The 11,747-nt window shown below is 73.7% G+C and carries 11 protein-coding genes; 3 read left to right on the top strand and 8 right to left on the bottom strand.

The window, feature by feature from the left end; translation table 11 throughout:
* Positions 1 to 109: 109 nt before the first annotated feature.
* The 5 genes from cseB to ACFTXQ_RS35630 form a co-directional block, all read right to left on the bottom strand.
* The gene (gene cseB / locus ACFTXQ_RS35650) at positions 110 to 823 is read right to left on the bottom strand and encodes a two-component system response regulator CseB (protein ID WP_382649557.1); all 714 of its coding nucleotides are present in this window, start codon (positions 821 to 823) and stop codon (positions 110 to 112) included.
* 28 nt (positions 824 to 851) lie between these two features.
* Positions 852 to 1,505, bottom strand: coding sequence for a hypothetical protein (locus tag ACFTXQ_RS35645; RefSeq protein ID WP_382649562.1), 654 nt, complete (start codon positions 1,503 to 1,505; stop codon positions 852 to 854).
* A gap of 44 nt (positions 1,506 to 1,549) precedes the next feature.
* Positions 1,550 to 2,110, bottom strand: a complete 561-nt coding sequence (locus ACFTXQ_RS35640; protein WP_382649555.1) for a SigE family RNA polymerase sigma factor — start codon at positions 2,108 to 2,110, stop codon at positions 1,550 to 1,552.
* Between the two features lie 243 nt (positions 2,111 to 2,353).
* Entirely contained in the window at positions 2,354 to 3,280 is a 927-nt protein-coding gene (locus ACFTXQ_RS35635) for an A/G-specific adenine glycosylase (protein ID WP_382649553.1), read from the bottom strand.
* Complete coding sequence (locus tag ACFTXQ_RS35630) at positions 3,277 to 3,918, bottom strand: phosphatase PAP2 family protein (RefSeq protein ID WP_382649550.1); 642 nt, start codon at positions 3,916 to 3,918, stop codon at positions 3,277 to 3,279. The genes ACFTXQ_RS35635 and ACFTXQ_RS35630 overlap by 4 nt, the downstream gene beginning before the upstream one ends.
* A gap of 183 nt (positions 3,919 to 4,101) precedes the next feature.
* Here ACFTXQ_RS35630 and ACFTXQ_RS35625 point away from each other — a divergent pair, with 183 nt between their 5' ends.
* The gene (locus tag ACFTXQ_RS35625; protein ID WP_382649548.1) at positions 4,102 to 4,920 is read left to right on the top strand and encodes a hypothetical protein; all 819 of its coding nucleotides are present in this window, start codon (positions 4,102 to 4,104) and stop codon (positions 4,918 to 4,920) included.
* Positions 4,921 to 4,989: 69 nt separating this feature from the next.
* Here the strand turns inward: ACFTXQ_RS35625 and disA are convergent, their stop codons facing one another.
* Both disA and radA read right to left on the bottom strand, forming a co-directional pair.
* Positions 4,990 to 6,114 (bottom strand): DNA integrity scanning diadenylate cyclase DisA, encoded by a 1,125-nt coding sequence (disA, locus tag ACFTXQ_RS35620; protein ID WP_382649545.1) that lies wholly within the window; start codon positions 6,112 to 6,114, stop codon positions 4,990 to 4,992.
* Between the two features lie 138 nt (positions 6,115 to 6,252).
* Positions 6,253 to 7,665, bottom strand: coding sequence for a DNA repair protein RadA (gene radA, locus ACFTXQ_RS35615; protein WP_382649542.1), 1,413 nt, complete (start codon positions 7,663 to 7,665; stop codon positions 6,253 to 6,255).
* A gap of 158 nt (positions 7,666 to 7,823) precedes the next feature.
* Between radA and ACFTXQ_RS35610 the strand changes: the two genes are divergently transcribed.
* Positions 7,824 to 9,602, top strand: a complete 1,779-nt coding sequence (locus ACFTXQ_RS35610; protein WP_382649539.1) for a hypothetical protein — start codon at positions 7,824 to 7,826, stop codon at positions 9,600 to 9,602.
* Positions 9,603 to 9,607: 5 nt separating this feature from the next.
* Here the strand turns inward: ACFTXQ_RS35610 and ACFTXQ_RS35605 are convergent, their stop codons facing one another.
* Positions 9,608 to 10,423, bottom strand: coding sequence for a hypothetical protein (locus ACFTXQ_RS35605; RefSeq protein WP_382649560.1), 816 nt, complete (start codon positions 10,421 to 10,423; stop codon positions 9,608 to 9,610).
* 123 nt (positions 10,424 to 10,546) lie between these two features.
* On the opposite strand from ACFTXQ_RS35605, the gene ACFTXQ_RS35600 reads away from it, so the two are divergent.
* A complete protein-coding gene (locus ACFTXQ_RS35600) occupies positions 10,547 to 11,488 on the top strand; it encodes a Ppx/GppA family phosphatase (protein WP_382649536.1) in 942 nt (313 codons plus the stop codon).
* Positions 11,489 to 11,747 lie beyond the last annotated feature (259 nt).

Here is an 11,747-nt window from a genome sequence, read left to right as displayed (position 1 = left end):
GGTGTAAGACCTCAACGGGAGTCCTCCTCTCGGTCGGGGCGGTCCGTGGTGAAGCAGGAAACCCCACCCGCGAGGATGGGAATCCCCTCCCGCTAAGGAGGGGGTGAGGTCAAGCCTTGAGCTTGTATCCGAAGCCTCGGACCGTCTCGATCCGGTCCTGTCCGATCTTGGTGCGCAGGCGCTGGACGTGGACGTCGACGACGCGGGTGTCGCCGCCCCAGTCGTAGTCCCAGACCCGCTCCAGCAGGCGGTCGCGCGACAGGACGGTGCCGGGCGCGGAGGAGAACTCCAGCAGCAGCCGCATCTCGGTCGGGGTCAGGGCCACCGCGGCGCCCGCCTTGCGGACCTCCATGCCCTCGGTGTCGACCTCCAGGTCGCCGAAGGACAGCACCCCGCGCTCGCCGTCCTGGTCGTCGTCGGAGCCGCCGGAGCCGCCGTTCTGCGGGCCGCCGGCGTGGCCGAAGCGGCGCAGCACGGCGCGGATGCGGGCCACGAGGACGGAGCCGTCGAAGGGCTTGGTGACGTAGTCGTCGGCGCCCGCCTCCAGACCCAGCACCACGTCGATGGAGTCGGCGCGCGCCGACAGCATGATCACGGGAACGGTGGACTCGTCGCGGATGCGGCGGCACAGGCTCACGCCGTCCATGCCCGGGACCATCACGTCGAGGAGGGCGATGTCCGGCCGGTCGGCGCGGAAGGACTCCAGGCCGGACAGGCCGTCGGGCATGGCGGTGACCACGAACCCGTCGCGCTCCAGCGCCAGGGTCGTGGCCTCACGGATGACGTCGTCGTCCTCCACGAACAGGACATGGGTTTCGGCCATGCGGAAGCCTCGCCTCGGTTCCTCGTGCTCAGTTCTTCTGACTCGCGGCCGGGGCGGGCTGGCTCCCGCCGTCGACCACGTTGCTGTATTCCGAGTGGACCCGGTCCTGCTCGGTGAACTTCTCCCCGTCCCAGCGGTACGTGATCACGTCCTCGCCCGAGGGGTAGGAGAGCGCGTCGCTCTTCCCGTAGACCTGCTTCGTGACCACGAGGTCGCCCCGGTCGATCTCCGTGTAGATGGGTGGCTGCTCGTCCGAGAAGACATTCTCGTACTTCGCGCCGTCCGCGCGGTACACGTACGAGCCGCGGCCGAGCGCGTCGGCGCAGGACAGGACGTTGACCACGATGTCGACGACGGGGCTGCCGGTGACCCTCCCGTAGCTGACGTCGACCGGGTACTCCTTGCCCGTACAGGGCTTGAGGTCCCGCTTGATCTCGGCGCTGACCTTCGGGTCCGCCTTGAGCAGGGCGACGGGGTCGACCTTCTTCAGCGGCCGGCCGGAGGCGGTCGCGGAGGGCGAGGAGCCGTCGGCGGCAGCGGTGTCGTGGGAGGCGGTCGTGGGGGTGGTCTTGGACACGGTGTCGGTCCGTGCGGGGCCGCCGTCGCGCAGGCCGGTGCCGCCCGTGGCGCAACCGACCGCGAACACGGCGGTGCCGACGAGGACGACCGTCCCCGCCGACATCAGGACCAGCGAACGTCTGCCGGTCAGTCCCTGGCCTTGGCCGTTCAGGCCGCGCACCGCTCACGTCCTTCGTGCCGGATGGTGTGGTCACCGCGCTCCAGCGCACGCATGTCCAGGTCCCGGCTCTCCAGTTCCTGCCGGAGGCGGGCCAGCGCGCGGTGCAGAGTGCTCTTCACGGTACCCGCCGACATCCCGAGCGCGGCAGCCGTCTCCTCGGTGCTCATCTGCTCCCAGTGTCGCAGTACGACCACGCTGCGCTGCTTGGGCGCGAGGACCTTGAGGATGTCCATCAGCAGGGCGCGGTCGGCGCGCTGGTCGGAACCGTCCTCGACGGACGCGTCGGGCAGCTGCTCGGTGGGGACCTCTTCGAGCTTGCGGGCGCGCCACCACTCGGTACGGGTGTTGATCATGACCCGGCGCAGGTAGGCGTCGGCCAGGGACTTGTCGGCGATGCCGTCCCAGCGGCCGTAGGTGCGCACGAGGGCGGTCTGGAGCAGGTCCTGCGCGTCGGTGGGGTCCGGGACCAGGCGCCGGGCACTGCGCAGCAGCGCGTCCTGCCGAGTGCGTACGTACTCTTCGAATTCGAGTACCTCGCCGTGCGCCATCTCAGACCGCCTCCGTTCCGACCAACCGCTCATCCGCTGGCTTACGGATCCGAAGGTACGGAGGGGTTGTCACGGGCCTGTGCGGGCCAGCCTTCGGTGGGCGCACGGACACCCATAGGTTGTGTAACAGTGCCCGTGAGCTGGGGTTTCCCGGCCGGAAGCGGAATCTGCGAGTCAGCTTCGGGCCGGGTGCGGATCCCGTTGTCCCGCGCCGGTGGAGCAGCCGGTGGGCCAGCCGGTGGATCAGGTGAGCGGCAGCCGGTAGAACCCGCCGTCCAGGGGCTCCACCAGCCCGTCGGAGACCAGCCCGTCGAGCGCCCGGGCGCGCTGCACCGGCTCCTCCCAGACGGTGTCGAGCACGGCCTGCGGAACGGCGCCCGACGCCTCCCGGAGCACGGCGAGCAGCCGGCCGCGGACCTGCCGGTCGGTCCCGGCGTACGTCTGCCCGCGCCGCGCCGGTCCCTCGTGCGGAGGCTTCCCGGCGAGCCGCCACGCGCACAGGCCGGCCACCGGGCAGCGGGCGCAGTCGGGGCTCTTGGCGGTGCACACCAGCGCGCCGAGCTCCATCGAGGCCGCCGCCCAGCGGGCCGCGGTGTCCTCGTCCTCGGGCAGCAGGGCCCGGGCCAGGCGCCGCTCGGCGGCGGTGGTGGCGTTCGGCGGGTACTCGACCCCGGTGGCGGTGCGCGCGAACACCCGCCGGACGTTGGTGTCGAGCACGGCGTGCCGCTGCCCGTACGCGAAGGAGGCCACGGCGGCCGCGGTGTACTCGCCGATCCCGGGCAGCGCGAGGAGCTGCGCGTGGTCCCGCGGTACGTCGCCCCCGTGCCGCTCCGTTATCGCGACGGCCGCGCCGTGCAGCCGCAGGGCGCGGCGGGGGTAGCCGAGCCGGCCCCAGGCCCGTACGGCCTCGCCGGGGGCCTCGGCGGCCAGGTCGGCGGGGCGGGGCCAGCGGGCGATCCACTGCTCGTAGACCGGCAGGACCCGGCTGACGGGCGTCTGCTGGAGCATGAACTCGCTGACCATGACCCCCCAGGGGCCGGCCTCGGGGCGGCGCCAGGGCAGGTCGCGGGCGTGCTCGTCGAACCACGCGATGACGGGGGAGTGCAGCGCGTGGGAGACGTCGGGGGAGTCGTCCGTCGGGGAAACGGGGGATACGGGGGATGCAGTCATGGCAGACGGCATCCTGGCACGTTTCGCCCCTCGCGCGCCGGGCCCGGGCCGGTGAACCAGACAGCGCTGCGGACTCCGCTCGCCCGTACGGCGGTGATGATCGTACTGATCGGACCGGCGAGTGCCAGGACGAGGAGGGCGGCCAGCGAACCGCCCAGCAGCAGGCCCATCGCCACGTCGTGCGGATAGTGCACGCCGACGAAGACGCGGGAGAAGGCCATCAGCAGCGCGAGCGGGACGGCCAGCAGCGCCAGCCGGCGTACGGCGAGGGCGAGCGCGACGGCGGCGGCGCCCGCGATGGCGGCGTGGTTGCTGGGGAAGGACCAGTCGCCGGGCGCCGGGCACCTGATCAGCGGGGCGGCGGCGCCGGCGACGGCCCGGCAGGGGCGCTCCTCGTACACCGTCGACTTCACGGCCTCGGAGGCGACGTAGGCGACGGCGGTGGCCACCGGGGCGAGGACGGCGAGCGCGACGGGGCGGGGGCCGGGGCGGGTGCGGGCGCGCCACCAGACGGCGGTGAAGAGGAGGCCGAAGAGGAGGAGCCCGTACTCCGTCCACACCTCGGAGACCGACCGGACCCAGCCGGGCGTGGAGTGGGCGAAGTCGGTGATGTCGCGATAAAGCCCGGAACTGTCCATGGTTACAGAAGGTACGAAGAAACGGTGAACCGCAACGTCAGACTCTTGGCTGATTCTCGATGGACCCTCGACGGACCGCCGGGGCACCGGACTGCGTCCGCAGGATGATCATCGGCAAATCGAGCACGCATGCGCGGCATGTGGGGCACCGATAGGGCGGCGGACTCTCGTAAAGTTCCGCTCGTGGGATCTCTGCGCAATCCGGTCGGGCCGCTCCCCTCCTCCATCTACTGGCGACGGAGGGCTGTGCTGGCGTCCGTCGTCGCGCTCCTCGCGCTCCTCGCCGTATGGACCGTCAGTTCCGGTGGGGGGAAGTCGAGTACGAACGGAAAGGGCCAGAGCCCCGGCCCGGACCCGGCCGTCTCGATCACCCCCGGCCCGGCGGGAACGGGGCCGGCGATCAGTCAGGCCCCGGGCGGGCGTGCGGAGTCGGGCGGTGGCGGCAGCACGTCCACCGGCTCGGAGGGCGGCGGCGCGGGCGGCGCGGGCAAGAACGGCGACCCGGGCTCCGCTTCCGGTTCGGCCGCCGGTCCGGGCGCGGGCGGCGCGGCCGCCGGCGGTGGCGCCCCGGCACCGGTCCCCGCGGACTCCCCGCTGCCCACGTGCGCGCCGACCGCGCTCCAGTGGGAGGTCAAGAGCGTGAAGAACGAGTACGAGGCGAACGAGAAGCCGCGCCTCGAACTGATCGCCCGCAACATCTCCGGCACCACCTGCAAGGTCGATCTCGGCCCGAAGCAGGCGGTCCTGACCATCCTTCAGGCGACCAGCACCAAGGCGGTGTGGTCCTCGGCGGACTGCCCGGCGGGCGCCGGGAACGCGTTCTTCCGCCTCGCGGCACAGGGCGAGACGAAGCAGTCGCTGGAGTGGGACCGCGGATTCAGCGCGCCCGGCCAGTGCCAGACGCCTCCGGCGGGGTCCGCGGCTCCGGACACGTACGTGGTGGAGGTCAAGTCCCCCGGCATGCCGGTGGCTCGCACCTCGTTCGTGCTGAAGCAGGACTGACGTCCGCGGGCCGTCGCCGGAGGAGCGGGGTCCGGGGCGGAGCGCCGGGAGCGGCGCGGCCGCCGGGCGTCAGACGTAACGCTCCAGGATGGAGGACTCCGCCAGACGGGACAGGCCCTCGCGGACGCTGCGGGCACGGGCCTCGCCCACGCCGTCCACGGTCTGGAGGTCGTCCACGCTGGCGGCGAGCAGCTTCTGCAGGCCGCCGAAGTGCTCCACCAGCCGCTCGATGATCGCCCCCGGCAGCCGCGGAACCTTCGCCAGCAGCCGGTAGCCCCGCGGCGAAACGGCCGAGTCCAGGGTCTCCGGCGAGCCCGTGTAGCCCAGCGCCCGCGCCACGATCGGCAGTTCCAGCAGCTCCGCGTGGGTCAGCGCGTCCAGCTCGGCCAGCGCCTCGTCCACCGTGCGGGAACGCTTCGCCGTCGGCTCCGGCACGTAGTCCCGGATCACCAGCTCCCGCTCCTGCTCGATCCCGACCGTCAGCTCGTCCAGCTGGAGCGACAGCAGTCGCCCGTCCGTGCCCAGTTCGACCACGTATTCCGCGATTTCCGTCGCGATGCGGCGGACCATTTCCAGCCGCTGCGCCACGGCCGTCACGTCACGTACGGTGACCAGGTCCTCGATCTCCAGCGCGGACAGCGTCCCGGCGACCTCGTCAAGGCGGAGCTTGTACCGCTCCAGCGTGGCCAGCGCCTGGTTCGCCCGCGACAGGATCGCCCCGGACTCCTCCAGGACCCGCCGCTCCCCGTCCACGTACAGCGCGATCAGCCGCATCGACTGCGACACCGAGACGACCGGGAAGCCGCACTGCTTGGAGACGCGGTCGGCCGTACGGTGCCGGGTGCCCGTCTCCTCCGTGGGGATCGATGCGTCCGGCACCAGCTGCACGCCGGCCCGCAGGATCTTGGTGATGTCCTTGTCGAGGATGAGCGCGCCGTCGAGCTTGCACAGCTCGCGCAGCCGGGTCGCGGTGAACTCCACGTCCAGGACGAACCCGCCGGTGCACATCGCGTCGACCGTCTTGTCCATGCCGAGGACGATGAGCCCGCCGGTGTTGCCGCGGACGATCCGCTCGAGGCCGTCACGCAGCGGCTGACCAGGGGCTACCGCGCTCAGCGAGGCGCGCATCAACGCCTCGTGCTTGGAGCTCGCGCCGGACTTCCCGGGTGCTGCTGCCCCGTCCTTGGCTGCCACTGCACTCCTCCGGTCGCGGGTTGCGCCGCCTGCGTACGGCCGGGCGGACCACCCAGAAGTCTACCGGCGCCCGCTGCGGCCCCGCCGTGGCTTGGCCAGGCAGGCCCTGCGACGACCCCGGACGGACCCTCCGACCGGCTATTCGCCCGCCCGGTCCGCGGCCGGCTTGCGGGACCGCGCGCGCGGCAGCACCCGCAGCGCGTCGCCCATGTCGGCCACCTCGATGACCTTCATCCCCGCCGGTACCTTGCCCGGATCCGCCGGGACCAGGGCGTGCGTGAAGCCGAGCCGGTGCGCCTCCGCGAGCCGCCGCTGTACGCCGGTCACCCGGCGGACCTCTCCGGCCAGGCCGACCTCCCCGATGGCGACCAGGTTCTTCGGGAGCGGCACGTCGCTGGCGGCCGAGGCGAGGGCGAGCGCGATCGCCAGGTCGGCGGCCGGCTCGGTCAGCTTCACACCGCCCACGGTGGCGCTGTAGATGTCGCGCTTGCCCAGCGCCGTGATCCGGCCGCGCTGCTCCAGCACGGCCAGCATCATCGAGACGCGGGAGGTCTCCAGGCCCGAGGTGGTGCGCCGGGGGGAGGGGATCTGCGAATCCACGGTGAGCGCCTGCACCTCGGCGACCAGCGGACGCTTGCCCTCCAGGGTCACGGTCAGGCAGGTGCCGGGGACGGCCTCGGCGCGCCGGGTCAGGAACAGCCCGCTGGGGTCGGCGAGCCCGGTGATCCCCTCGTCGTGCAGTTCGAAGCAGCCCACCTCGTCGGTGGCCCCGTACCGGTTCTTCACGCCGCGCACGAGCCGCAGCCGGGCGTGCCGGTCGCCCTCGAAGCTCAGCACGACGTCGACGAGGTGCTCCAGGAGGCGCGGGCCCGCGATGGCCCCGTCCTTGGTCACGTGGCCGACGAGGAGGGTGGCCATGCCGCGCTCCTTGGAGGCCCGGATCAGGGCCCCGGCCACCTCGCGCACCTGGGCCATGCCGCCGGGCGCGCCGTCGATCTCGGGAGAGGCGATGGTCTGGACGGAGTCCAGGATGAGGAGGGAGGGCTTCACGGCGTCGAGGTGCCCGAGCACCGCCGAGAGATCGGTCTCGGCGGCGAGGTAGAGGTGGTCGTTGAGGGCGTTGATCCGGTCGGCGCGCAGCCGTACCTGGCTCGCCGACTCCTCGCCCGTGACGTACAGGGTGCGGTGCTCATCGGTGGCCGCCTTCGCCGCGACGTCCAGCAGCAGCGTGGACTTCCCGACGCCGGGCTCGCCGGCGAGCAGGACCACGGCACCGGGGACGAGCCCGCCGCCGAGGACGCGGTCCAGCTCGTCCACGCCGGTGCTGCGCGCGGTGGCGGTCCGCCCGTCGACCTGCGCGATCGGCAGCGCGGCGGTCGACACGCGGCCGGCGGCGGTCGTGCGCACGGCGGGCGCGCCCATCTCCTCGACGGTGCCCCACGCCTGGCACTCGGGGCAGCGCCCGAGCCACTTCGCGGTCGTCCAGCCGCACTCGGTACAACGGTAGGACGGGCGGTCCTTGGCGGATGAACGAGCAGTACGGGCAGCCATGCGCCCCACGGTAGCCGCCGCCACCGACAGCGCCGGACGGGTCGGGGGGCCGTGAGCGTCAGGGGCGCTGTCAGCGGCACGCCGATCTCGTCACCCGTAAGGGCTAATTCCGGGGAAGGCTTCCGGGGCGCAACCGGCGCGCCGCCTACGGTCGCCAGGTGGACAGCAGCAACCAGGCACACCCCTCAGCGCGCACCGGCGCACACCGGGCGCACGGGCGCACGCCCCTCGACGGGGAGCAGCCGCCCGCCTTCCGGCACGAGCCCTACCTGGACGGCCTGTTCACGTACTGCCTGTCGGTCCTGTGCGACCACGACACCGCCACCGACGTGCTCGGCGACGTCCTCGCCGTGGCCGAGCGGCACCCCGGCCGATGTCCCGGCGAAGGGGACCGGCGGGCCTGGCTGTACGCCCTCGCCCGCTGGGGCTGTCTGCACCGACTGGCGGAGCAGAGGCGCGCACGGCAGGGAGCGCATTCCACCCGGCGCGCGCCGGAGCACACCGGGCCCGGGCGTGCGCCGGGGGGTGCTCGGGGCGGGCCCGGCGGGCCCGGCGGTTCCGACGCCGGCCCGGCGCCCGGCGCGCACCGCACGCTCGACGTGAGCGCCTACCGCCGTACCGAGCTGGCCCGCCTCGCCTGGCCAGAGGCCGCCGGGACCACCCCCGAGCAGCGCGAGGCCCTCGAACTCGCCGTCCGCCACCGCCTCGGCCTCACCGAACTCGCCTCCGTCCTCGGCACCCCGGCCGCCACCGCCCGGGAGCTGCTCTCCGGCGCGGCCTGCGAAGTCGAACGCACCCGCGCCGCCCTCGCCGTCGTGGAGACCGGCAGCTGCCCCACGGTCTCCCGGCTGACCGGCGACGGCCAGGTGCTGCTGTCCACCACCCTGCGCGCCGAGCTCGTACGCCACGTCGACGACTGCCCGCGCTGCCGCCGCGTCGCCGAACGCGTCGGCGCGGCCGCCCCCTGGCCCGGCTCCGGCGGCATCAACCCCGCCGCCCTGCCGCTCGTCCCCGCGCCCCGCACCGCCGTCCACACCGCCATGCTCCGCTCGGGCCGGCGCCGGCGCCCCGGCCCGCGCTTCGACCGCACCGGCTTCCCGATGGACCCCAAGGACCGCGCCGCCCGCCGCGACCGGCTGCGCGCCCGCGCCGTGACCACCACCGTCGTCGCCACCGTCGTCGCCGCCCCGGTCCTGGCGCTGTGGGCGGCGTACCGGGGCGCGCCCAGCACCGGCGAGCCCGTCGGCTCGGACAGCACCCGCATCTCCGCGAGCGAATCCGACCTCCCGCTGCCGCCGCACGTCGGCGGCCGCCCGCTCACCGCCTACGAGAACACCGGCAACGCGGCCACCACCACCGGCGGCCCCGGCTTCGCCCCGGGCACCGCCGACCCCGACGTCTCCGTCGAGGTGATCAGCGCAGGCCTGCCCGCGACCCCCGACCGCGCCGGCCCCGGAGCCCCCGGCCGGCTCACCGTCGCCGCGTCCTCCCACGGCGCCACCACCGTGCTCACCCTCACCGCCTCCGGCGGTGCCCCGGTCGACTGGCGGCTCTGGTCCGACGCGCCGTGGCTGCGGGCCAGCCGGACCGCGGGCACGCTCGCCCCCGGAGAATCGGTCACCCTGCTGATCAACGTGGACTCCGAAGCCCAGCCCGTCGGCGCCTGGCGCGCCCGGGTCGGGGTGGACCCGGGCGGGGCGGTCGTCTCCATCCAGGGCCGCGGGCGCCCGGCGCCGACACCGGAGCCGCCGTCGCCGCAGCCGACCACGCCGGATCCGGGGCCGACGCCGACGCCGACCCCGACTCCTGAGCCGCCGTCGCCCACACCTACGCCGACCCCGACGCCCACTCCCACGGAGTCGGCGACGCCGGCGCCGTCGCCGTCCTCAGGGGGAACCGTTACCCCGGAACCGGGTCCGCCGGCCCCGGCGCCCTAGGCGCCCTAGGCGGACTTCGGGGCCGGGTCCGGCGTTTGGTTCGGCGCCGGATCGGCCGGGTGCGGGGCCATCGGGAGCAGCGAGGCCAGCCGCGCCTCGCACAGCTTCACCAGCGCCTCGTACCCCTCCTTGCCCATCAGCTCCGTCAGCTCGGCCCGGTACGACACGTACACCGGGTCCCCGGCGCCGTGCGCGGACGTCGCGGACGTGCACCACCAGTGCAGGTCGTGGCCGCCCGGACCCCAGCCGCGGCGGTCGTACTCGCCGATCGACACCTGCAGCACCCGGGTGTCGTCCGGCCGGTCGATCCACTCGTACGTGCGGCGGATCGGCAGCTGCCAGCAGACGTCCGGCTTGGTCTCCAGGGGCTCGCGCCCCTCCTTCAGCGCCAGGATGTGCAGCGAGCAGCCGGCCCCGGCGGGGAACCCCGGCCGGTTCAGGAAGATGCACGCGCCGTCCCAGCGGCGGGTCTGCTTCTCCCCGTCGTCGTCGGCTTGCGTCCACCCGCTCTCGCTGCCGACGTCGTGGAACTGCCACAGCTCCGGCGTCAGCCGCGCCACGTGCGAGGCGACCCGCTTCTCGTCGTCCTCGTCGGAGAAGTGCGCGCCGAGCGTGCAGCAGCCGTCGTCGGCCCGGCCCGCCTGGATGCCCTGGCAGCCCTGGCCGAAAATGCACGTCCAGCGGGAGGTCAGCCAGGTCAGGTCGCAGCGGAAGACCTGCTCCTCGTCGGCGGGGTCGGGAAACTCCACCCAGGCCCTGGGGGAGTCCAGACCCTTCTCGTCGGGGACGGCGGCCTTGGCCTTGAGGGCGCCGGCCTTCACGTTGCCCTTGCCGGTGTCCTTCTTCGACCCGGCCTTGTTGGCCTTCTTCGTATTTGGCACAAACACCAGCCTAAGCGCCCCTTACACAACCGCCGCGCGTTCGTCGCAGTAGCGTTTCCCCCTATGAGACTCGGTGTCCTGGATGTGGGTTCGAACACGGTCCATCTGCTGGTGGTGGACGCGCACCCCGGTGCGCGCCCGCAGCCGGCGCACTCGCACAAGGTGGAGATGCGGCTGGCGGAGCTCCTCGACGAGCACGGAGCCGTCACCCCCGAGGGCGTCGAGCGTCTCGTTTCGGTCATCACCGACGCGGTGCAGGCGGCCGAGGACAAGGGCTGCGAGGACGTCCTCCCCTTCGCGACCAGCGCCGTGCGCGAGGCCAGGAACGCGGACGAGGTGCTGGCCCGGGTCAAGGCCGAGACGGGCGTCGACCTGCCGGTACTCAGCGGCGACGACGAGGCGCGGCTGACGTTCCTGGCCGCGCGCCGCTGGTTCGGCTGGTCGGCCGGGAAGCTGCTGGTCCTGGACATCGGCGGCGGCTCGCTGGAGATCGCGTACGGCATCGACGAGGACCCGGACGCCGCCGTCTCCCTCCCGCTGGGCGCGGGCCGCCTCACGGCGGGCTGGCTCCCGGGCGACCCGCCGGACGCCCTGGACATCAGGGCCCTGCGGCGGCACGTGCGGGCGGAGATCGCGCGGACGGTGCACGAGTTCAGCCGCTTCGGGGCCCCGGACCACGTGGTGGCGACGTCGAAGACGTTCAAGCAGCTGGCGCGCATCGCGGGCGCGGCCCGCTCGGCGGAGGGCCTCTACGTGCAGCGGGACCTGACCCGCAAGTCCCTGGAGGAGTGGGTCCCGCGCCTGGCCGCGATGACCACGGCCCAGCGGGCCACCCTCCCGGGCGTTTCGGAGGGCCGCGCGAACCAGCTCCTGGCGGGCGCCCTGGTCGCGGAGGGCGCGATGGACCTCTTCGGCGTCGACGAGCTCGAAATCTGCCCCTGGGCCCTGCGCGAGGGCGTCATCCTGCGGCGCCTGGACCACTTGCCTACGGGGGCGGGGGGATAGGAGTACGGGGTTTTGGGGGTGGCGGGGGCTGATCGCTGGGGGCTTTCCGCTTGGTCGGGGCCTTTGCCCCCCTCGGTAGCGAGATCGCGACGCGGCCGGAAGGCGAGCGGGGTCGGTCCCCTCGGCATTTCGCTCGGGGAAGTCGGCCTGCTGGTCGGGGGCTGGGGGGATCGGGGGCCGCGCACCCGGGGGCAGGGAGGGTTGGGGGTTTCCCGTCAGTCCCATCGTCCTTCCGGGGCGGGCCGGCCTGTCAAGGGCG

This window comes from Streptomyces sp. NPDC057010 (assembly GCF_042673805.1).
Classification (GTDB): Bacteria; Actinomycetota; Actinomycetes; order Streptomycetales; family Streptomycetaceae; genus Streptomyces.
Note: the sequence above shows the minus strand (reverse complement) of the source record. Positions and strands in the feature narration are given on the sequence as shown.